17 protein-coding genes are annotated in these 22,285 nt (G+C 70.1%); 14 read left to right on the top strand and 3 right to left on the bottom strand.

The genetic code is table 11. From position 1 onward, the window contains the following. The first annotated feature begins 62 nt into the window (after window positions 1–62). A complete protein-coding gene (locus HT102_RS02235; RefSeq protein ID WP_333473239.1) occupies window positions 63–1,307 on the top strand; it encodes an MFS transporter in 1,245 nt (414 codons plus the stop codon). Between the two features lie 6 nt (window positions 1,308–1,313). Here HT102_RS02235 and ypfJ read toward each other — a convergent pair whose 3' ends face one another. After that, a complete protein-coding gene (ypfJ, locus tag HT102_RS02230) occupies window positions 1,314–2,291 on the bottom strand; it encodes a KPN_02809 family neutral zinc metallopeptidase (protein ID WP_269902736.1) in 978 nt (325 codons plus the stop codon). 76 nt (window positions 2,292–2,367) lie between these two features. On the opposite strand from ypfJ, the gene aspS reads away from it, so the two are divergent. The 4 genes from aspS (at window position 2,368) to HT102_RS02210 (ending at window position 8,931) form a co-directional block, all read left to right on the top strand. Next, a complete protein-coding gene (gene aspS / locus HT102_RS02225) occupies window positions 2,368–4,146 on the top strand; it encodes an aspartate--tRNA ligase (RefSeq protein WP_192037765.1) in 1,779 nt (592 codons plus the stop codon). A 99-nt stretch (window positions 4,147–4,245) separates the two neighbouring features. Further along, window positions 4,246–6,789 (top strand): circularly permuted type 2 ATP-grasp protein, encoded by a 2,544-nt coding sequence (locus HT102_RS02220; protein WP_192037764.1) that lies wholly within the window; start codon window positions 4,246–4,248, stop codon window positions 6,787–6,789. Then, the gene (locus HT102_RS02215; protein ID WP_192037763.1) at window positions 6,789–7,715 is read left to right on the top strand and encodes a transglutaminase family protein; all 927 of its coding nucleotides are present in this window, start codon (window positions 6,789–6,791) and stop codon (window positions 7,713–7,715) included. The genes HT102_RS02220 and HT102_RS02215 overlap by 1 nt, the downstream gene beginning before the upstream one ends. A gap of 22 nt (window positions 7,716–7,737) precedes the next feature. Further along, window positions 7,738–8,931, top strand: a complete 1,194-nt coding sequence (locus HT102_RS02210; RefSeq protein WP_192037762.1) for a phosphotransferase family protein — start codon at window positions 7,738–7,740, stop codon at window positions 8,929–8,931. A 15-nt stretch (window positions 8,932–8,946) separates the two neighbouring features. On the opposite strand, the gene HT102_RS02205 is transcribed toward HT102_RS02210, so the two are convergent. Both HT102_RS02205 and HT102_RS02200 read right to left on the bottom strand, forming a co-directional pair. After that, window positions 8,947–10,212, bottom strand: a complete 1,266-nt coding sequence (locus tag HT102_RS02205; RefSeq protein ID WP_192037761.1) for an alkaline phosphatase family protein — start codon at window positions 10,210–10,212, stop codon at window positions 8,947–8,949. Between the two features lie 9 nt (window positions 10,213–10,221). Then, window positions 10,222–11,889 carry an alkaline phosphatase D family protein gene (locus tag HT102_RS02200; protein ID WP_192037760.1) on the bottom strand — a complete coding sequence of 556 codons (1,668 nt, stop codon included), beginning with the start codon at window positions 11,887–11,889 and terminating at the stop codon, window positions 10,222–10,224. A 174-nt stretch (window positions 11,890–12,063) separates the two neighbouring features. Here HT102_RS02200 and HT102_RS02195 point away from each other — a divergent pair, with 174 nt between their 5' ends. The 9 genes from HT102_RS02195 to aroB all read left to right on the top strand — a co-directional run bounded on the left by HT102_RS02195 (window position 12,064) and on the right by aroB (window position 22,281). Continuing rightward, the gene (locus HT102_RS02195; RefSeq protein WP_225443147.1) at window positions 12,064–13,401 is read left to right on the top strand and encodes a replication-associated recombination protein A; all 1,338 of its coding nucleotides are present in this window, start codon (window positions 12,064–12,066) and stop codon (window positions 13,399–13,401) included. Between the two features lie 162 nt (window positions 13,402–13,563). Beyond that, window positions 13,564–16,233, top strand: coding sequence for an alanine--tRNA ligase (gene alaS / locus HT102_RS02190; protein WP_192037758.1), 2,670 nt, complete (start codon window positions 13,564–13,566; stop codon window positions 16,231–16,233). Between the two features lie 58 nt (window positions 16,234–16,291). After that, the gene (gene ruvX, locus HT102_RS02185) at window positions 16,292–16,789 is read left to right on the top strand and encodes a Holliday junction resolvase RuvX (protein ID WP_225443146.1); all 498 of its coding nucleotides are present in this window, start codon (window positions 16,292–16,294) and stop codon (window positions 16,787–16,789) included. Further along, window positions 16,786–18,051, top strand: coding sequence for an endolytic transglycosylase MltG (gene mltG / locus HT102_RS02180; protein WP_192037756.1), 1,266 nt, complete (start codon window positions 16,786–16,788; stop codon window positions 18,049–18,051). Before ruvX ends, mltG begins: the two co-directional genes overlap by 4 nt. Then, window positions 18,041–18,862 carry a shikimate dehydrogenase gene (locus HT102_RS02175; protein WP_192037755.1) on the top strand — a complete coding sequence of 274 codons (822 nt, stop codon included), beginning with the start codon at window positions 18,041–18,043 and terminating at the stop codon, window positions 18,860–18,862. Before mltG ends, HT102_RS02175 begins: the two co-directional genes overlap by 11 nt. Window positions 18,863–18,865: 3 nt before the next feature. After that, window positions 18,866–19,354 carry a prepilin peptidase gene (locus HT102_RS02170; RefSeq protein ID WP_192037754.1) on the top strand — a complete coding sequence of 163 codons (489 nt, stop codon included), beginning with the start codon at window positions 18,866–18,868 and terminating at the stop codon, window positions 19,352–19,354. A gap of 12 nt (window positions 19,355–19,366) precedes the next feature. Continuing rightward, complete coding sequence (aroC, locus tag HT102_RS02165; protein WP_192037753.1) at window positions 19,367–20,599, top strand: chorismate synthase; 1,233 nt, start codon at window positions 19,367–19,369, stop codon at window positions 20,597–20,599. Further along, on the top strand, window positions 20,600–21,169 hold the full coding sequence (locus HT102_RS02160; RefSeq protein WP_192037752.1) for a shikimate kinase: 570 nt from the start codon (window positions 20,600–20,602) through the stop codon (window positions 21,167–21,169). Next, window positions 21,166–22,281 (top strand): 3-dehydroquinate synthase, encoded by a 1,116-nt coding sequence (aroB, locus tag HT102_RS02155; RefSeq protein WP_192037751.1) that lies wholly within the window; start codon window positions 21,166–21,168, stop codon window positions 22,279–22,281. Before HT102_RS02160 ends, aroB begins: the two co-directional genes overlap by 4 nt. Window positions 22,282–22,285: the final 4 nt, after the last annotated feature.

The raw sequence follows: 22,285 nt of genomic DNA, 5'->3' as shown, positions 1-22,285 counted from the left end.
GCGCCGGCCCAGCGCCCGGCCCCGACTAGTGGCCAGCTCCGAGGGGGCGCATGATGGTGCGCGTGCCCTCATTGGAGAGTTTGCGGCTGCCCGTAGTGGTGTGGGTGGCGGCACTGTCGGCATATGTGGTGGCGGTGCTCAACCGCACCTCGCTCGGCGTCGCTGGCCTCGACGCGACCGAGCGCTACGGGGCCACCGCGACGATGCTGTCGCTGTTCGTGGTCCTGCAGGTCGTGGTCTACGCGGCGATGCAGATCCCGTCGGGGCCGCTGCTTGATCGGTTCGGCTCGCGCGCGATGATCACGACGGGCCTGGTGATCATGGCGGGCGGCCAGGGCATGCTGGCGCTCAGCGAGGACCTGCGCTGGGCCATCGCGGCGCGCGTGCTGGTCGGACTCGGCGATGCGCTGGTTTTCATTGCCGCGATCCGGGTGATCCCGCGATGGTTCCCGGCGCGCCAGGTCCCGTTGCTTACGCAGTTGACGGGCATCCTCGGCCAATCGGGCCAGGTGTTGTCCGCGGTGCCGCTGGCGTGGCTGCTGCAGGGCCCGGGGTGGTCGGTGGCGTACGCCTCTGCCGCGGCGTTGTCGGTGCTCGCGGCGGCGGGGGTGCTGGCGGTGGTGCGGGATGATCCGCAGGGCAGGACGGTCACCCGGCGCTCTGGCTCGGTCGCGGCGGTACTGGCGGGCATCGGCGCGGTGTGGTCACGGCCGGGGACCCGGCAGGGCTTCTACAGCCACATGGGAACCGCGTTCTCCGGCAACGTGTTCGTGCTGCTGTGGGGCTTCCCGTTCCTCGTGGGGGCGCAGGGGCTCGATGCGGCGCGGGCGAGCGCCTTCCTGGTTCTGTTCGTGGTGGCGACGGTGGTGGTGGGGCCGTTCATAGGGGTGCTCACGGGCCGCTATCCGTGGCGGCGGGAGCTGATCGTGCTGGGGATCATCGCGCTCAACGCGGCGGCCTGGGCGATGATGCTGCTCGTGCCGTGGCCGACGCCGGGCTGGCTGATCGGGCTGCTGGTGGTGGCGCTGGCGACGGGCGGCCCGGGGTCGGTGATCGGGTTCGACCTGGCTCGCACGTCGAATCCCCCGGAGCAGCTCGGGCTTGCCCAGGGCATGGTCAACCAGGGCGGGTTCGTGGCGACGCTCGTGACGACGGGGCTCGTGGGGGTGGTGCTGACGGTGGCGGGCGGGTACAGCGCGGAGGCGTTCAGGCTCGCGTGGCTGGTGCAGGTCCCGGTCTGGGTGGTGGCAGTGGCTGGGGGCGTTGCCATGGGGCGCAAGGCTCGGACCGAGCCGGCCCAGCCCTAGCAGCCGCTAGCCGAGATCGGGGGCGGCAAAGGCGTCGCAGGCGCTGACCTGCCCGGTGCGGTACCCGGTGAGGAACCATTGCTGGCGCTGCGCGGAGGATCCGTGCGTCCAGGACTCAGGATTGACCTGCCCGGTGGTGGATTCCTGGATGCGGTCATCGCCGACGGCCTCGGCGGCCGAGAGCGCGTCGGCGATGTCCTGGTCGGACAGCGGCAGCAGGAAGGGCTCGCTCATGCCCGGCAGGGGAGTCTTGTCGGCGTAGTGCGCCCAGATGCCGCCATAGCAGTCTGCTTGCAGCTCGGCCCGCACGGCGCCGGACTCGGGGCCCCGGGGGTCCTCGCGGGACTTGCGCAGGTCGCCGAGGACGTTCTGGATATGGTGCCCGAACTCATGGGCGACGACGTACTGCTGGGCGAGGGGGCCGGTGGAGGCGCCGAACTGGCGGGCGAGCACGTCGAAGAAGTCCGTGTCGAAGTAGGTGGTGTAGTCGGCGGGGCAGTAGAAGGGGCCGACGGCGCTGGTGGCGTTGCCGCAGCCGGTGCTGGTGGCACCGGTGAACAGGTGCACCCCGGGCGGGGTGTAGGTGCCGGGGAGGAGCTCGGACCAGATGGCGTCGAGGGATTCCGCGGTGGCGCCGATGCGGCAGTTGATGTCCTCGTTGGCGGCCTCGCCGGTGGTGCAGTGCTCGATGCCGGGCCCGGCCCCGCTGCCGCCCGCGCCGCCGCTGCCGCTGGACAGGCCAGGCACCTGGCTGGGGTCGCCTCCGGCGAGCAGGACGATGGCGAGGATGACGAGCGCGCCGAGGCCGCCGCCGCCCGCCGCGATCTTCGTGCCGCGCCCCCGCCCGCCGCTGGTCATGCGGTTCGGGTTGGTGCGGGCGCTCGGGTTGAAGGTCATGCGCGCATTTTTCCACCTGCCGGGGCGGGCGCGCGCCAAATCGGTTTCCCGCGCGCGGACGCGGCACCGTAGGATCGACGAAGGCATGCGCGTGCTGTCCCTGGGCGGTCCCGCGCGTGCGTCGAGTTTTCGGTTCGGTTGTGCCCGTGAGGAAAGGATCCCCGTGCTTCGCACCCATTTGGCAGGTTCGCTCCGCGCCGAGCATGCCTCCCAGTCCGTGACGTTGTCCGGCTGGGTGGCTCGTCGGCGCGACCACGGTGGCGTGATCTTCATTGACTTCCGTGATGCGTCCGGCGTGTGCCAGGTGGTGTTCCGTGATGAGTCCGTGCTCGCGCAGGCGCACCGGCTGCGGGCGGAGTACTGCATCAGCGTCACCGGCGTGGTGGAGATGCGGCCGTCGGGCAACGCGAACTATGAGATCCCCACCGGCGAGATCGAGGTCAACGTCTCGGAGCTCGTGGTGCTCAACGAGAGCGCGGCGCTGCCGTTCCAGCTCGACGAGGCCAGCGTGGGCGAGGAGACGCGCCTGCGCTACCGCTACCTCGACCTGCGCCGCGAGGGCCCGGGCCATGCGTTGCGCCTGCGGTCGCATGTGAACGCGGCTGCGCGCTCGGTGCTCGCGCGGCACGAGTTCGTGGAGGTGGAGACGCCCACACTGACTCGCTCGACGCCCGAGGGCGCCCGCGACTTCCTTGTTCCCGCCCGCTTGCAGCCGGGCAGCTTCTATGCATTGCCGCAGTCTCCGCAGCTGTTCAAGCAGTTGCTGATGGTCGCGGGGGTGGAGCGCTACTACCAGATCGCCCGCTGCTATCGCGATGAGGACTTCCGCGCGGACCGGCAGCCCGAGTTCACGCAGCTCGACCTCGAGATGAGCTTCGTGCGCCAGGACGATGTGATCCTCCTCGCCGAGGAGATCCTGGCCGGGCTATGGAAGCTCATCGGCCACGACATCGAGACCCCCATCCCACGGATCACCTACCACGAGGCGATGCGCCGGTTCGGTACCGACAAGCCGGACATGCGGTTCGGGATCGAGCTCGTGGAGTGCGCCGAGTTCTTCAAGGACACCCCGTTCCGGGTCTTCCAGTCGCCCTATGTGGGCGCGGTGGTCATGCCGGGCGGGGCGAGCCAGCCGCGCCGCGAGCTCGATCGCTGGCAGGAGTGGGCGAAGCAGCGTGGCGCGAAGGGGCTCGCGTACGTCCTGATCGGCGACGACGGCACGCTCGGCGGCCCGGTGGCGAAGAACCTTTCCGACGCCGAGCGCGAGACGCTTGCCGCGCATGTCGGAGCGAAACCCGGTGATTGCGTGTTCTTCGCGGCGGGTGCGCCGAAGTCCTCGCGAGCATTGCTCGGTGCGGCCCGGGGCGAGATCGCCCGCCGCATCGGTGCCATCGACGAGGACGCCTGGGCGTTCGTGTGGGTCGTGGACGCGCCCATGTTCGAGCCCGCCGAGGAAGCAACGGCGAGCGGCGACGTGGCGCTGGGCAACAGCTCCTGGACGGCGGTGCACCACGCGTTCACCTCGCCCAAGCCGGAATGCCTCGACACCTTCGACACCGATCCCGGCTCGGCGCTGGCGTATGCCTATGACATCGTCTGCAACGGCCATGAGATCGGTGGCGGCAGCATTCGTATCCATCGTCGCGATGTGCAGGAGCGCGTGTTCTCGGTGATGGGCATCTCGCAGGAGGAGGCGCAGGAGAAGTTCGGCTTCCTGCTCGATGCGTTCGCGTTCGGTGCGCCTCCGCACGGTGGCATCGCCTTCGGCTGGGATCGCATCGTGTCGCTGCTCGCGCGCACCGATTCGATCCGTGACGTCATCGCGTTCCCCAAGTCCGGTGGCGGGGTGGATCCGCTGACCGATGCGCCCGCGCCGATCACCGCGCAGCAGCGCAAGGAATCGGGCATCGACGCCAAGCCGGTGGCGCGGCAGCGTTCCTGATCATCGCGAGGACCCTGGCGCGCGCCCTCGGGTGACGCCGCTGCTGCGCGGTGCCATGATCGAGGAGCGACGAGCGATACATCCGACGAGGCGGTGAGCATGACGGGCAGCGAGTCTGGTCCAGGGCGAGGCGCGGAGGCCGCTGGTGGCGCGCGCGATGCCGAGGCCGTGCTGTCGATAGGCGCGGAGCATCTTCGGCGACTGCGGGGGCGGGTGCGGCGCCTCGTCGCGCACGAGGGGATAACGTTCACGCCGGACGCGGCGCAGTGGAACCTCGACCCGGTGCCGCTGATCATCCCGGAGGGCCGCTGGGCCATGCTGGAGTCGGCGATGCTGCAGCGTTCCCGGTTGCTCGCGGAACTGCTGACCGACCTGTATGGCGAGCAGCGCACCATCAGCGAGGGGCTGATCCCGCCGGAGCTCGTGTATGGGCATCGCGGCTTCCTGCGGCCCGCGCACGGCACGCATGCGGGGGATCATCCGCCCTTGTTCCTGCATGGCATAGATCTAGCGGAGACCGTGGACGGCGGTCATGTGGTGCTCGAGGATCGCGCGCAGGCGCCCCTGGGCATCGGCTACGCGCTCGCGGATCGCAAGGTCATCACCCACGCGCTGCCGGGTTTGCACCACCAAGTGCTGCCCCGCACGCTGACGTCCTTCATCCAGGTGATGCGCATCGCGCTGGAATCGGCATCGGCCGGGCACGAGGACGATCCGGTGATCGTCATCCTCAGCCCGGGCCCGGACGCGACCGCCTCCTTCGATCACGCGTTCCTCGCCTCGATGCTGGGGTACCCGCTGGTGGAGAGCACGGATCTGACGGTCAGCGACGGACGCTTGTGGATGCGCGCGCTCGGCAGGCGCATGCCCATCGATGTCGTGGTGCGCTTCATCGATTCGGCCGCCATGGACCCGCTGGACCAGCGGTCCCCGTCGCGCACCGGCGTGGCGGGGCTGACCGAGATGGTCCGCCGCGGCGCGGTGCGCCTGGTCAACCCCCTGGGGTGCGGCGTGGTGGAGAACCCGGCGCTCGGGCAGTACCTGCCACGGGTGAGCCGGGCCCTGCTCGACGAGGACCTGCACCTGCCCTCCGTGGAGTCGTGGTGGGCTGGCGACAGCGCGGGACGCTCCCACGTGCGGGAACGCATCGCCGACCTGGTGTGCGAGAACATCCGCACCGGCGAGTCGGTGATCGGCGCGGACCTGACGCGGGCGCAGCGCGACGAGCTGTGCCAGCGCATCGATGCCGAGACGTGGCAGTGGTCCGCGCGCCTGGTGCCCGAGCAGCCGATGCAACCCCTGATCAGCGCGGCCGGCGGACTCGCTGAGGCGCCCATCACCTTGCGGATGTTCTCGGTGGCGCAGCGCGCGGGCTATACGGTGATGCCCGGCGGCTTCGCGCACACCCCCATCGGGCATCGTGCCGAGGTGTCCTCGCCCGGTGTGCAGCTCGCCAAGGATGTGTGGGTGCGCTCCACGGAGCGCTCGGCCGAGGGTGGCGCGGTGACCGTGACGCCGACGGAGCCCCCGGAGCCGGTGTCGGTGCCGCGAGCGGCGCGGCACGGATTGTCGGTGGAGGGCGTGACGTCACCGCGCGTGCTCAATGATTTTTTCTGGCTGGGCCGCTACGCGGAGCGGTCCGAGGACATGGCCCGGCTGCTGATCGCGGTGCGGGACCGGCACCAGGATTACCGGGCGCGTCCCTGGCTGAGCGGCAGTTCCGCGTTGTCGGTGCTGGTCACCGCACTGGGCGCGGTAGCTGGCTCGCGCGAGAGGGGTGACGCGGGCGGGAGCACGGCTGATCGCGCGCTGCGCGAGCTCCGCTCGCTGACTGGCGAGGCGGACCGCACGGGCTCGCTGGCGCATTGCGTCCGCAAGCTGGAGTCGGCGGCGCGCGGCGTGCGCGACCAGCTGTCCCTCGATACGTGGATGGTGCTGTCGGGGGTCAACGATGCCCTCGACGAGTTCGCCGACGACACCACCGCTGATCCTGTGGTCATGGCCACGGTGCACTCCGCGGTGCTCGGCGGCATGCTGGCGCTGTCAGGCCTCGGGGCCGAGTCGCTCGTCCGCGACCCTGGGTGGCATGTGATGGACCTGGGGCGGCGCATCGAGCGGGCCAGCCAGCTCGCGGCGTTGATCGGGGCCACGCTGAGCGGCTCGCACCGGGACGCGACAGAGTCCGCGCTGATGGAGTCGGTGCTGCTCGCGTGCGAGTCCTCGGTGATGTACCGGCGCCGGCAGCACGGCGTGCTGCGGGTGGCGCCTTTGACGGAGTTCCTGTTCTTCGATGCGAGCAATCCCCGGGCACTGGTCTACCAGCTCGAGCGGATCCGCGAGAACTTCGCGTCCCTGCCCGAGCACGCCGTGCCGGCCCGCGCGCTCCGGCTCGCCGAGGACATCCTCACGAAGGTGCGGCGCGCTGATCCCCTGGCGCTCGAGGCAGTGAGCGAGGGCGGGGAGCGTTCCGTGCTGGCCGCCTTGACGCGCAGCGTGCGCGAGGATCTTCGCGAGCTGTCCAATATCGTCGAGAACAGCCTGCTGGCCCCGCCGGTGGACATGCAGCCCATCTGGGTGACCGTGGGCGGCGTGCGGTCCAGCGCCATGGGAATCGCCGGGCCGACCGATGAGGTGCTGGGCTGATGAGCATGCGCGCCTACCGGGTCACCCACATCACCACCTACTCGTATCCCGAGCCCGTGACGTCGTCCTACGGCCGGGGGTACGTGACGCCACTGGAGATGCCGGGGCAGCGGCGGCTCGAGCACAGCGTCACTGTGTCGCCGGAGCCGACGGACCAGTCGTTCATGACTGACTACTACGGCAATACCGGCGTGTACTTCCACGTCACCTCCGAGCACACGGAACTGACTGTCACGGGACGCTCGCTCGTGGAGGCGGATGCGCCGGAGGAGGGCTACCTGCGCTCGGGCCTCGCGGACGCGCCGTGGGAGATGTGCCGCCCGGCGGGCCGGGATGGCGCCCGCGCGGTGGACTTCCTGCTCGACAACGATCCCCCCGAGATCACCGCGGAGGTGCGCGAGTACGCGGCGAGCATCCTGGCGCCGGGCCGCCCGCTCGCCGAGGCGGTCTGGGACCTGACGCACCGCATCTTCACCGAGTTCCACTACAAGTCTGGCTCGACGACGGTATCGACCAAAGTGGCCGAGGTCATGGAGCGCCGGTCGGGCGTGTGCCAGGACTTCGCGCGGGTCGCGATCGCCTGCTTGCGCTCGCACGGCCTCGCGGCGAGCTATGTGTCGGGCTACCTCGCGACGACGCCGCCGCCGGGCAAGGAACGCATGATCGGCGCCGACGCCACCCATGCGTGGGCCGCGGTGTGGCTGCCGGGCGACCGGTGGCTCGCGTTCGATCCCACCAACGATCAATTCGTCGACGAGCGATATGTCACCGTCGCGCGGGGCCGCGACTTCACCGACGTCTCGCCGCTGCGCGGCATCATCTTCACCAAGGCGAAAAAGAGCTCCATGTCAGTGTCTGTCGATGTGGCACCTGTGGAGAGCCCAAGAGAAGCCGAGCGCGCCGACGACGTTCCCCGTCCCGGCTGAACAACAGGTAGCGTGGATACCGATGACCGCGATGATGCCCGATCCACCCGAACCAGCACGGTCCGTGGTGGCCGCAGCCGAACAACTCCTCGCCAAGCGCTACGGCGTTGTCGTGCGCCTTGCCGATCCCGAGGATCTTGGCGGCAGCGGGCAAGCCATAGTGCTGCGCGTCCGCGTCGCCGAGAGCCCCATCCGGCTTTCCCGCACGCTCATCATCAAGCAGATCCATGACAGGACCCGGTCCCCGCGCAACGGCCAGACGCATGTCGAGAGCTTCCTGCGCGAGGCTGTCTCCTATCAATTCGCCAATTCCCTGGATGCGCGCCACCGGCCGGGCCCAGAGCTGCTCGCTCACGATCTCGACCAGCACCTGCTCATCCTGTCCGACCTTGGCGACGTGCCCACCCTTGGCGCGGTGGTGCAGGAGGAGCAGGGCGCCGATACCACCAACGTCCTGATGGGCCTCGCCCAGAGCCTTGGCAGGATGCATGCCGCGACGGCAGGCCGGTCGGAGGACTTCGGGGCGCTGCTTCGTCGTGCCCGCTCCCGCTTCCCCATGTCGCCGGACCTGCCTCCGGAGCCCTTCCTCGACGCGCTGCGCGAGGCGCCCCGGTTGCTCGCCGATCGGCTGGGCGTCGCCACGCCAGCCGGGATCCAGCAGCGCGTCAACGGTTATGCGGAGCTGCTGACGAGCACCTCCTATCGCGCCTTCAGCCCCGGCGATCTCTGCCCGGACAACATCGTCGTCAGCGCCTCGGGCATCAGGTTCCTTGACTACGAGTCCGGTGGCTTCCGCGATGCGACGCTCGATCTCGGCTGCCTGCTGGTGTCGTTCCCGCAATGCTCCTGCGATCTGGGCCTGGCGCCCGAGCAGGCCGATGCGATGGTCGATGCCTGGCTCGCCGAGGTGGAAGGGGTATGGCCGCAGCTTCGCGAGGGCGATCTCCTGCGCGACCGCTTGCTCGCTGCCCGCACCGTATGGGTGTGGCTGTCCACGGCCTGGCACCTGCCCGATGACTATTCGCGTCGCGCCGCGGAGCGGGAGCACTCCCGCGCCCGGCCCGCGGCACAGGCCCTCGAGAGCCGATGGGCAGGCCTCGCGCTGGCAGCCGACACGGCGGGCGCCGAGGATCTTGCCCAGCACGCCACCGAGGTGATGGATGCGCTCTCGGGCCAGCGCTCCCCGTTCGCCCGGAGGAGCGCCCGGATCCGCTAGGCACCTGGCCCGCGGTCAGTCCTGCAGCAATGCCGGGAACGGGGAACCATCCCAGCCGCCGGGTGGCGCGGACAGCCCGAACAGGCCCGCTACGGTGGGCGCGATATCCATCGTGCTGACCGGTGTGGACACCGTCGCGCCCCGCCGGAGCCGCGGATCGCCACCGGTGACGATCATCGGGATCGGCGTGGTCACCGCGTGTCCGTGATTGCCCGGGATGGGATTGGACAGCACCGTGGGATCGGTGAATCGCCAGCCCGCGTGGCAGAGGGCCACGACATCTCCGGCACGGTCCCCGAGCTCCAGCTCGCTGGGCTCGCGCAGGCTCTCGATGCCCGGGTGGGGCGAGGCGATGCGCCGCATTCGCTCGATGGCATCGCCGCGCTGCCCAGGATCGCCCGTCCAGTACCACAGCGACGCGCCACCATTGTCGGCGATCTGCACATTGTCGCGCAGCACGGGATCGAGCATGAAGGGCACCTGCATGCTGATCAGCGACAATGGCGCGGACCAGTCCATGGAGTGGTCCGCAGTGATGATGACGACGCTGCGGTTCCATCGACCGCTCTGGCGCAGGTGATCGATGAAGCGCTGGACCTGGAGGTCGGTGTTGCGCACCGCGGCGGCGCGAGCGAGGCGAAGGCCCGTTCCGGTGAGGTCGATATGGCCGACGCGGTCCACATCACCGAGGTTGGTGAAGGTGAACCGGGGCGCGTGGTCGGCATGGATGCGCAGCAGGGCATCCATCGTCGCTTGGTCCGGGGCGTGCTCGGTGAGCGGGATCAGCGGAGCGGGATCCCACTGCACGCTCGCGCGGCCATGGAACAGCCCGTGCAGGTAGTCCTTGGACAGCACGCTAGCCGTGGCTACGCCTCGCTCGGCGGGCAGCCGCTCGAGGAGGGTGGGGGCCGCGAGGTCCGCGGGGCGGTCGATGGTGCGGATCCGTTGCTCGGCGCGGTCGAAGATGGAGTTGGCGGGCACGCCCGACCGGGCGGGGCGCACGCCCGTGACCATCGCCGTGTGATTGGGCAGCGTCTCGGCGATGGAGATGGCATCCGCGTTCTGGTACCGCACTCCATGTGTATCGAGCGCGGAGAGCCGGGGCATCAGGTCAGGGTTCACCTCGTCGACCCGCAGGCCATCGATGACGAGCACATGCACCTCTCGCTCGCCAGCGGCCGTGATCGGAGTCGCGTGCGCGCCGCGAGCGAGGGCGGTGGCGGCGATGGCGCCGGACATTCCCGCGAGCACAGCGCGACGGGACGGATCGATCGGGGGCATGCGGATCTCCTACCGGCGCTCGGGACGTGGGGGAAGCGGGGCCGCCGGGCCGAGCTGGCCCGATCCCGCAGTGGTGCGCAGCGAGTGCGCGTGCCGTGCCCGCGCGCCGGGGTCGGCGGGGTCGGTGATGAACCACCAGTCCATCTGCGCATGGTCGGTCGTGACCTCCAGCACCCCGTACCCGTGGGAGTCGAGCTCGACGAAGCGCACATGCTGGTTCGTCGCGCGCAACGCGTTCTCGATCGCGGGGCTCACCGTGCGCGGCGGCACGCGGAGGATGTCGTCGATGTTCTTCGACGTCACCGAAGGCACCACATACTCGACGCCCACCGTCCCCGCGCCGGGATACCGCGCGGCGTTGCGGGGCAGCTCGCTCGCCCATGACGAGTGGATGTCGCCGGTGAGGAACACGGCATTGCGGGCCGGCGCGCTGTCGAGGGCGGTGAAAAGCGCCGCGCGGTCCGAGGTGTAGCCATCCCACTGGTCGCCGTTGAACGCGATGCCGCCCCGCGGGATGCCGAGCATGGAGGTCAGTGCCTCGGTGGTGGCGGGCTCGAGCGGGGGCAGCACGATCGGGGCGATCATCACGGGGTTGCCGATGAGCTGCCACTGGGCGGTGGAGGTCGTCGTGCCGCGGATCAGCCAGTCAAGCTGCTCGGCGCCGGCGATGGTGCGCGCGGGATCATCGATGGCGCGGCCGTCGCTACCGGTGGCCGCGGGCCTGTCCCGGTACGAGCGCAGGTCGAGCATGGAGAGCTCGGCGAGCGAGCCGAAGGAGATGCGCCGGTACAGCGTCCTGCCCGCGCCACCGGGCCGGATCGGCATCCATTCGAGGTAGGCCTGCAGCGCCGCCTCGTAGCGGTCGCTCCACGATCCCTCGGAGGGGTCGTGGTTCTCCGCGCCCCCGCGCCAGGCATCGTTGGCGGACTCGTGATCGTCCCAGATCGCGATGACGGGCACCGTGGCGTGCAGGTTTTGCAGATCGGGATCGGTCTTGTACTGGCCGTGGCGCTGCCGGTAGTCGGCGAGGGAGACGATCTCGTGGGGCGGCTGGTGCAGGCGCACTGACCCATTCTTGCCGCCGTACTCGCCCTGGCCGTTCTCGTAGAGGTAGTCGCCGAGATGCACGATCGCGTCCAGGTCCCCACGGCTGGCGAGGTGGCGGTACGCGGAGAAGGTCCCGGCCTCCCAGTTCGCGCACGAGACCACCCCGAGCCGGAGGCGATCGACCAATGTGCCGGGCGCGGGCGTGGTGCGGGTGGCACCGGTGGGAGAGGCCTCGCCGCGCGCGCCGAGGAAGCGGTAGTAGTAGGTCGTCGATGGCGCGAGGCCGCCCGCGTCCACGAGCACCGTATGGTCGCGCCACGCTCCCGTGCTCGCCGTGCCCGAGGCAATGCGCGCCGCGAAACCAGGATCGGTGGCGATCTCCCAGTGGATCGTCGAATCGGGACCGGCGCCGGAGCCGGGCACGGCCTCCGGCACTGGCGTGACGCGCGTCCAGAGCATCACCGACCGCGAGGTCGGATCACCAGAAGCGACTCCATGAAGGAAAATCCCGCCGGGCGGGGCCGAGGCGATCCGTGCACCGGCCGCGCCGGACAGGGCCAGTCCGGACAGGGCCGCGCCCGCTCGGAGCACGGTGCGCCGGCTCGGGCCGACCGGCTGCGTGAGAGTCATGTTCGGACTGTAATCCACGGCGGCCGGCCGTGCGGGGGGCCGCGCGAGAATTCGCCCGTCATTCACCTCGCGCCCGCTGTCCTCGCCGACCGCGCCCGCTCGGGTATCCTCGCCCTGATGAGCGACCACGACGGCGGCCTGTTCGACGCCCCCGGCGAGCGGCCCGATGACGAGATGCAGGCTTCTCCCGGGAACCAGGCGGCCGGGGCGAGGGCGCCGCTCGCGGTGCGCATGAGGCCCCGCGTGCTCGACGAGGTCGTCGGCCAGGACCAGCTTCTCGCGCCGGGCTCGCCGCTGCGGCGGCTCGTCGAGGGAACCGGCGCGGCGTCGGTCATCCTCTATGGGCCTCCCGGGACCGGCAAGACAACGCTCGCCTCGCTGATCTCGACCGCCACGGGACGTCGCTTCGAGGCACTGTCCGCGCTCTCCGCGGGCGTCAAGGAAGTGCGGGCGGTCATCGAGATCGCTCGCCGCCGAATCCTCCACGGCGAGCAGACGGTCTTGTTCATCGACGAGGTGCACCGCTTCTCGCGCACCCAGCAGGACGCGCTGCTTGCTGCGGTGGAGAACCGCACCGTCCTGCTCGTGGCCGCGACGACGGAGAACCCATCCTTCTCGGTGGTGGCGCCGCTGCTGTCGCGCTCGCTGATCCTCCGGCTGCGGCCACTTGACGCCGCGGCGATCGGCGAGCTGATCGACCGCGCGGTCGGGGATCCCCGGGGGCTCGATGGGCAGGTCGCGCTCGCCCCCGACGCCCGCGAGCATCTGGTCTCGCTCGCCGCGGGCGACGCACGGCGTGCCCTGACCGCGCTCGAGGTCGCCGCCGAGACGGTCGTGCGGCCGGGGGAGGCAGGCGGCGATGCCGGGGCGGTGCCCGTGGTGGACCTGCCCGCGGTGGAGTCCTCGATCGATCGTGCCGCGGTGCGCTACGACCGCGACGGTGACCAGCACTATGACGTGATCAGTGCCTTCATCAAGGCCATCCGCGGCTCGGATGTCGATGCCGCGCTGCACTACCTGGCCCGGATGATCACGGCGGGGGAGGATCCCCGCTTCCTCGCGCGGCGCCTGGTCATCCATGCCAGCGAGGACATCGGTATGGCTGATCCCTCCGCGCTGCAGACCGCGACCGCGGCCGCCCACGCGGTCCAGATGATCGGCATGCCGGAGGCGGGCCTGGCGCTCGCGCACGCGACCATCCACCTCGCGACCGCGCCCAAGTCGAATGGCGTCGTCGCCGCGCTGAACGCCGCGATGGCCGATGTCGCGAAAGGCCGGTCCGGGAGCGTTCCCGCGCACTTGCGCGACGGCCACTACGCGGGCGCCACGGGACTCGGCAACGCGGTCGGCTACCAGTACCCGCACGACACCCCGGACGGCATCGTCGCGCAGCAGTACGCTCCCGATGAGCTCGTCGGGGTCGACTACTATCAACCGACGACGCACGGCTTCGAGCGGGAGCTCGCCTCCCGCGTGCCACGGCTGCGGCGCATCGTGCGGGGCACGCGCTGACCACCACGATCCCGTGCTCCGGGCATGCTCCGGGTGTGCCGCTCAGCGGGGGATGCACCACGCGCCGGTCGTGCGTGATGCGCGCGCTGGTTGCCGGTACCCTGAACGGGGCATTCCGGCCCATCGGTTTCCGATACCTACTTCTTCGAGCGAGGATGAGCAGTGCAGACCCACGAGATCCGCAGGCGATTTCTTGACCACTTCGTCAAGGCCGGCCACGTGGAGGTGCCCAGCGCGTCGCTGATCCTCGACGATCCCAACCTGCTCTTCGTCAACGCGGGCATGGTGCAGTTCAAGCCCTACTTCCTTGGCCAGCAAACGCCGCCCTACAGCTGCGCGACGAGCGTGCAGAAGTGCGTGCGCACCGGTGATATCGAGGAGGTCGGCAAGACCACCCGGCACAACACGTTCTTCCAGATGGCCGGCAACTTCTCCTTCGGCGACTACTTCAAGGAAGGCGCCATCACCCTCGCTTGGGAGCTGATCACCAAGCCACAGGAGGAGGGCGGCTACGGGTTCGACCCCGAGCGCATCTGGGTCACCGCCTACGAGCAGGACCCCGAGGCCGCCGAGATCTGGAAGCGCGTCGCGGGCATCCCCGATGAGCGCATCCAGTTCCGCGACGGCAAGGACAACTACTGGGACATGGGCGTCCCGGGCCCTGGCGGCCCCTGCTCGGAGATCTACTACGATCGTGGCCCCGAGCATGGCAAGGATGGCGGCCCCGTGGTCGACGAGGACCGGTTCCTTGAGATCTGGAACCTCGTGTTCATGCAGGACGAGCGCGGTGAGCTGAGCCCCAAGGCTGGCCATCCGCCGGTCGGCGAGCTGCCGAAGAAGAACATCGACACCGGCATGGGCGTCGAGCGGGTCGCGCTGCTCCTGCAGGGCGTCGAGAACGTCTACGAGACAGACCTCGTCCGGCCGGTCATCGAGAAGGCCGAGGAGCTCACGGGCAGCCGCTATCACGTCGGCAACCACGACAACGACGTGCGCTTCCGCGTCATCGCCGACCACGCCCGCACCGCCGCGATGCTCATCGCCGATGGCGTCAACCCCGGCAACGACGGCCGTGGCTACGTGCTGCGGCGACTGCTGCGGCGCATCGTGCGCTCGGCCCGGCTCCTCGGCGCCACCAAGCCGGTGATGTCGGAGTTCATGACCATCGTCTGCGAGATGATGGCACCGTCCTACCCCGAGCTCGAATCAGGCTTCTCGCGCATCGAGCGCGTCGCGGTGGGCGAGGAATCCGCCTTCCTGCGCACGCTCGACACCGGTTCGCGGCTGTTCGAGACGGCGGTGGATGATGCGCGATCCGCCGGGAAGTCCGTGCTCTCCGGCAGCGAGGCCTTCGCCCTCCACGACACCTACGGCTTCCCCATCGACCTGACGCTCGAGATGGCCAGCGAGGCTGGGCTCAGCGTCGACGAGGAAGGGTTCCGCTCGCTCATGGCCGAGCAGCGGCAGCGCGCCAAGGCTGACGCGCACGCCCGCAAGCAGGCCCACGCCGATCACACCGTCTACAAGGAGCTGCTCGACGAGCATCCCACCGAGTTCACCGGCTACACCGAGCTGAACTCCGAGGCGCGTGTGCTCGGCCTCGTCCACGCTGGCCAGCGTGTCCCGCACGCCGCTGCGGGCCAGGAGATCGAGGTCATCCTCGACCGTTCCCCGCTCTACGCCGAATCGGGCGGCCAGCTCGCCGATACGGGCCACATCACCGCGGCTGGGCTGCGGCTCGCCGTCAAGGACGTGCAGAAGATCGGCAAGAAGCTGTGGATCCACAAGGCCATCGTCGAGGAGGGCGAGGTCACCGAGGGCGCTGACGTGCTCGCCCAGGTAGATCCGGACTGGCGCCGCGGCGCCACCCAGGGCCACTCCGGCACCCACCTGGTCCATGCCGCGCTGCGCCAGGTCCTCGGCCCCAACGCGGTGCAGGCAGGCTCGCTGAACAAGCCTGGCTACCTGCGCTTCGACTTCTCGTGGCAGGGCGGTCTGTCCGACGCAGTGCGCCGCGAGATCGAGGAAGTGACCAACGAGGCCGTGCTCGCCGACTTCCCCGTCAACACCTTCGAGACCGACCTGCCCCGCGCTCGGTCGATGGGCGCGCTCGCCCTGTTCGGCGAGAATTACGGCGACCGCGTGCGCGTCGTGGAGATGGGCGGGCCCTTCTCCATGGAGCTGTGCGCGGGCACCCATGTGGGCAGCACCTCGCACGTGGGCCCGGTCTCGATACTCGGGGAGTCCTCCGTGGGCTCGGGCGTGCGCCGCGTCGAGGCCTACGTCGGCCTCGATTCCTACCGCTACCTCGCTCGCGAGCGTGCCCTTCTCGAGGGCGTGGCCACCGCGCTGAAGACCTCCCCGGAGGAGGTCCCGGCCCGCGTCGAGGCGCTCGTCGAGCGGCTCAAGGCCGCGGAGAAGGAGCTCGAGAAGCATCGCTCCGCGGCGCTGATGTCCTCGGCGGGCACGCTGGCCGCGGCGGCGGAGCGGATCGGCGGCATCAGGCTCGTCGCGCAGGCAGCCCCCGAGGGCGTCAGCGCGAACGACCTTCGTGTCCTCGCTGCCGACGTGCGCGGCAGGCTGGGCTCCGAGCCCGCCGTCGTCGCTTTGCTCAGCACGGTCGAGGGCAAGGTTCCCTTCGTCATCGCCGCCAACGATGCTGCCCAGCAGCTCGGCGTCAAGGCCGGCGACCTGGTGCGCGCTGCCGCGCCAGCGGTCAATGGTCGCGGTGGAGGCAAGGCCGACATGGCCCAGGGCTCGGGCACCAGCGCCGCCGGGATCGAGACGGCGCCCACCGAGATCCGCGCGGCCGTGGCCGCCGCGGCCCGATAGGCGCCCCGTGCCATCGACGAGTCCCGGGAGCCGGGGCGAGCAGCCGGGCGATCCCTCGCTGCCGGTGTCACCAGACCGGCCTGGGCTGGACGACCCGGGCCGGGGACGGCGCATCGGCATCGATGTGGGGACCGTTCGGATCGGCATAGCCGCCAGCGACCCCGACGGCATCCTCGCGTCGCCGGTCACCACGATCACCCGCAAGGACACGGATGCATCGCGATCTGGTGAAATCCCACCCATCCTTGACATCATTGATGAGTATGGGGCGGTGGAAGTCATCGTCGGCCTTCCCCGCACCATGCGGGGGGAGCACGGCGTGGCCGCCCGCATGGCGGTGGACCTGGCCGAGCAGCTGCGGGCCCGGACGAGCATCCCGATCCGCATGGCCGACGAGCGGCTCACCACCGTGATGGCGCAGCGCGATCTCCGCCTGAGCGGCAAGCGTGCCAAGCAGCAGCGCGCCCTCATTGATCAAGCCGCAGCCGTGGCGATACTCCAGGCATGGCTGGACGAGCGAGCACGGAACCGACCCACGACGGAGGATCGCGAGTGAGCGACAACCAGGGACACGACTGGGGCCGGCAGGGCGGCGGCAACGCCGCGCCCGCCTGGATCGAGCCCGAAGGCGGGACCCCCTTGCATCTGCGGCAGGAGCGCGAGCGCGCGCGGCAACGCCGCCGGCGCCGGGGAATGGTGCTATTCCTGGTCGTCCTGCTGATCGTGGGCGCGGGAGTGGCCTGGCTGGTCAAGGCATTCCTCGATGGCCGGGCCGCGGAGCCAACTCCCGACTACACAGGCTCCGGGACCAACGACGTCGTCGTCCGGGTCAACGAGGGCGACGCGGGGGCCGACATCGCGCAATCGCTGCTCGACAGCGATGTGATCAAGAGCGTGGCCGCGTTCATGGGCGCGGCTCATGGCCGCAACGAGCTCAGCGCGATCCAGCCCGGCTACTACAAGGTGCGGGCGCAGGTCCCTGCGGCTGCCGCGGTGGACATGCTGACCGATCCCGAGCGGCGCGTGGGCGCTTTCACCATCCCCGAGGGACGCCAGCTCGATGACATCGTCTCGACCACCGGCGCAGTCACGCCCGGCATCTACACGCTGGCGGCGGAAGCCTCGTGCGTCGAGCTCGACGGCGAGCAGTCCTGCCATGAGGCCGATGATTTCCGGCGGGCCGTGGCCAATGGAAGCCTCGAGGAACTTGGTGTCCCGGAGTGGGCGCGGGAAGGGGTCTCCGCGGCCGAGGATCCGGACCGGCGCATCGAGGGCCTGATCGCAGCCGGGCGGTGGGACATCGACCCGTCCGGCACCCCGATGGAGATCATCAACGAGATGCTGGCCCGCAGTGCCCGGATGTATGACTCGACGGGCATCGAGCAGACCAGCCAGAGCATCGGCGTCACCCCGTACGAGGCGCTGGTCATCGCGTCGCTGCTCGAGCGCGAATCCCAGCCCGAGGATTTCGCCAAGGTCGCGCGCGTGATCCTCAACCGGCTCGATATCGGCATGATGCTGCAGTTCGACTCCACCGTGAACTACGCCCTCGATTCGGTCGAGATCGGCACCACCGACGCTGATCGTGCCCGCGTGACTCCCTGGAACACCTACGCGAAGCTCGGGCTGCCCCAGACGCCTATCAGCTCTCCCAGCGTCCAGGCGCTGCAAGCGACCGAGAACCCCGAGGACGGTGACTGGATCTACTTCGTCACCATCGACCTCGAGGGCACAACGGTGTTCACCAGCACTTTCGAGGAGCATCAGCGCCAGGTGGACATCGCCTCGCAGAACGGGGTGTTCTCGAGTGGCAGGTGAGCCCCGGAAGGCAGCAGTGCTGGGCAGCCCCGTCGGCCACTCGCTCTCGCCGCTGCTGCATGCCGCGGCCTATCAGGCGCTCGGGCTTGATTCCTGGACCTATGACCGCATCGAGTGCCCCGCCGGGCAGCTCGCCGGGATCGTCGAGGCGCTCGGGCCCGAGTGGGTCGGGCTGTCGGTCACCATGCCGGGCAAGGCCGAGGCACTGCGCTTCGCCACCGAGCAGACCGATCGGGCAGTGATGGTGGGCTCCGCGAACACCCTGGTCCGGACCGCGGACGGGTGGCGAGCGGATTGCACCGACATCGACGGCGTGGTCGGCGCGCTCGCGGAGCTCGGCCTCGGTGCTGGCAGCGTTCGCCGGGCGGTCATCGTCGGGGCGGGCGGCACGGCTCGTCCTGCCCTCGCGGCCCTCGCGGCGCTGGGCACCGAGCGCGCTACCGTCATCGCGCGGGACGCGGGCCGGGCTGCGGCCACCGTGGAGTGCGGCCGTGCCGCGGGCCTCGCTACCGAGTGGGCGCCCTTCGAGGCGCTTCCCGGGCTGGCAGCTGACAGCGATGTGCTGATCAGCACCATTCCCGCCGACGCGATGCAGCCGCATGCCGTGGGCGCCGCACGCGCCACCCATGTCCTGGACGTCATCTACCATCCCTGGCCGACCGCCCTGGCGCAGGCCGTGATGGAGCGCGGGGGCCGCGTCGTGGGTGGGCTCAGCATGCTGCTGAACCAGGCCTACGGGCAGGTCGAGCAGTTCACGGGCCAGCCCGCCCCGCGGGAAGCAATGCGCGCGGCGCTGGACAGCTCCCACTGACCCATGCTCGTGCTTGCCGCGGCGGCGGTGCCGTGGATGGCGATCCTGGCCTGGTTCGACCTGCGGCAGCATCGCCTGCCGAACGGGCTCACCCTGGGCGGTGCGGTCGTGATCCTCGCAGTCTCGATCGTCATGGGGCAGGGCCTCCCGGCCCTCGCCGGGGGCCTGCTGCTGGGCCTGCTCTACCTCGTCCCGCATGTGCTCTCGCCCCGTTCGATGGGCGGCGGGGACGTCAAGCTCGCGCTCGGCCTCGGTGCGCTGGCTGGTCCCCACGGCCCTGTCGCCTGGTTCATCGTGGCCCTCGGCGCGCCCGTGCTGACGATCCTCGCGGGCGCGGCCATCGCAGCGCGCGAGCGCGGGGGCGGTGCGGGCGCGCGCCTAGGCCGTATACGCTTGCCACACGGACCTTCGCTCTGCGGAGCCACCGCGCTCGCGCTGATCCTGGCGCATGGCGCGGCGCTAGCGCAGGGGATGGTGCCGGGACCGTCCTGAACTCGTGGGAAGATGGAACACGTGCTGCGCTGGATAACTGCCGGAGAATCACACGGACCTGCCCTCGTCGCCATGCTCGAGGGCATGGTGGCGGGCGTCGAGGTGACATCGAACGACATCGCCGAGAACCTCGCGCGCCGCCGCCTTGGCTACGGCCGTGGCGCGCGCATGAAGTTCGAGGCCGACAAGGTCACCCCGCTCGGCGGGCTGCGCCACGGCAAGACGCTCGGTGGCCCCATCGCCATCGAGGTCGGCAACACCGAGTGGCCCAAGTGGGAGCAGGTCATGTCCCCGGATCCCGTGGACCCGGCGATCCTCGCGGACCTCGCGCGCAACGAGCCCTTGACGCGCCCCCGGCCCGGCCATGCTGATTTCGCCGGGATGCTCAAGTACGGCTTCGAGGATGCCCGGCCCGTGCTCGAGCGCGCGAGCGCCCGCGAGACCGCGGCGCGCGTCGCGGTGGGCACCGTCGCCCGCAGGTTCCTCAAGCAGTGCCTCGGAGTGGACGTCGTCTCGCATGTGGTGAGCATTGGAACCGCCGCGACCACTTCCGATGCGGTGCCTGGAGCCGACGATCTCGCGGCGATCGATGCGAGCCCCGTGCGCGCGCTCGACAAGGACGCCGAGGAGGCCATGATCAAGGAGATCGAGTCCGCGAAGCGGGCCGGCGATACCCTCGGCGGCGTGGTCGAGGTCGTCGTCCATGGCCTGCCGATCGGGCTTGGTTCCTTCATTAGTGGCGATAATCGCCTCGATGCGCGGCTCGCCTCGGCGCTGATGGGCATCCAGGCGATCAAGGGCGTCGAGATCGGCGATGGATTCGAGACCTCCCGCCGCCGCGGCTCGGCCGCCCATGACGAGATGACACCAGGCCCGGATGGCGTGCTGCGCCTGTCGAACCGCGCGGGCGGTCTCGAGGGTGGCATGACCAATGGCCAGGCGTTGCGCGTGCGCGCCGCGATGAAGCCGATCTCCACGGTTCCCCGCGCCCTGCGCACCATCGATATGAGCACCGGCGACGAGGCCGTCGCGATCCACCAGCGCTCCGACGTGTGCGCCGTCCCTGCCGCGGGAGTGGTGGCGGAATCCATGGTGGCGCTCGTGGTCGCCCAGGCGGTGCTGGAGAAGTTTGGCGGCGACTCGATCGCCGAGACGTCCCGCAACGTCCAGGCCTATCTGGCCGAGATCGAGGAGCGGATGCACTGGGAGGAGCGGCGGCGCGCTGCCGCGGGGGAGCCGGTCTGAGTGCCCCCACGAGCAGTCCTCGTCGGCCCGCCCGGGGCAGGGAAGTCAACGATCGGGCGACGGCTCGCCTCCGCCCTCGGGGTCTCCTTCTACGACACTGACGCGGCCATCGAGCGCGAGACCGGCCGAAGCATAACCTCGATCTTCGCGGCGGAGGGCGAGCCGGGCTTTCGCGCTATCGAGGAAAAGGTGGTCGCGCAGGCGATCGCGGAGCAGGATGGCGTCGTCTCGCTGGGCGGGGGAGCGGTGCTCTCGGCCGCCACCCAGGATGTGCGCCGCGGTCATACGGTCATCTACCTGGAGATCAGCGTCTCGGAGGGCCTGAAGCGAACGGGAGCGAACTCATCGCGGCCGTTGCTCGCCGGAGCCGATCCCGAGAACCGGTATCGTTCGCTGATGCGCATCCGGCGACCGATCTACCGCAAGGTCGCCACGATGAGAGTGCGCACGGAGGGGCGCAGCCCCGGTCGCGTGGTGCAATACATCGTGCGCAAGCTGGACAATGACCGCGCGCGAACGCGCTGGCCCAACGGGAAGCGCCGGGACAAACGAGCAGAGGAGCAGCAGTGAGCGAGCCTATTCGGGTCGAGGTGGCCACCGAGCAGCCGTATCCAGTGGTGATCGGTCGGGGCCTGCTCGGTGATATCGTCGGCGAGCTCAAGGGCGTCGGCACGATCGCCGTGTTCTACCAGCCGCCGCTTGGCGAGACGGCGGAGGCCTTGCGCGCCGCGCTCGAGGAAGCGGGCGCGGAGGCGCATCGCATCGAGATCCCCGATGCCGAGGACGGCAAGGAGCTCGCGGTCGCGGGATTCTGCTGGGAGGTCCTCGGCCGCATCGGCTTGTCGCGCACCGATGCCATCGTCAGCCTCGGCGGGGGCGCTGCCACCGACCTCGCTGGCTTCATCGCTGGCACCTGGATGCGCGGGGTGCGGATCGTGCACGTGCCCACCACCCTGCTCGCGATGGTCGATGCCGCGGTCGGCGGCAAGACCGGGATCAATACCGAGGCTGGCAAGAACCTCGTCGGTGTGTTCCATGAGCCGTCGGCCGTGTTCGTTGATCTCGTGACGCTCGAGACCCTGCCGCGCAACGAGATCGTCGCGGGCATGGCGGAGATCGTGAAGGCCGGCTTCATCGCCGATCCGGTGATCCTTGACCTCATCGAGGAGGATCCCGAGGCCGCGCTCGATCCGGCGGGCGAGGTCCTGCCCGAGCTGATTCGTCGCTCGATCGAGGTGAAGGCCAACGTCGTCGCCGCGGACCTCAAGGAATCGAACCTGCGGGAGATCCTCAACTACGGCCATACGCTCGGTCATGCCCTCGAGCGGCGCGAGCGCTACCGGTGGCGCCACGGTGCTGCGGTAGCGGTCGGCATGGTGTTCGCCGCCGAGCTCGGCAGGCTTGCTGGTCGGCTCGATGACGAGACCGCGGATCGCCATGCCCGGATCCTCAAGCTCATCGGCCTGCCGGTCAGCTACGACCCCGATGCGTTCACCGACCTGATGAACGGCATGCGCTCGGACAAGAAGAATCGCTCAGGCATGCTCCGTTTCGTGGTCCTCGATGGGCTCGCCAAGCCAGGACGGCTCGAGGCGCCCGATCCCTCGCTGCTCGCGGCCGCGTACTCGGTGGTGGCGCGGGAGGACGACGCGCCCCCGCAGTCGAGCGCGATCATGCTGTAAGACC

The organism is Lolliginicoccus lacisalsi (assembly GCF_014841105.1).
GTDB classification, from domain to species: domain Bacteria; phylum Actinomycetota; class Actinomycetes; order Mycobacteriales; family Mycobacteriaceae; genus Lolliginicoccus; species Lolliginicoccus lacisalsi.
Note: the sequence above shows the minus strand (reverse complement) of the source record. Positions and strands in the feature narration are given on the sequence as shown.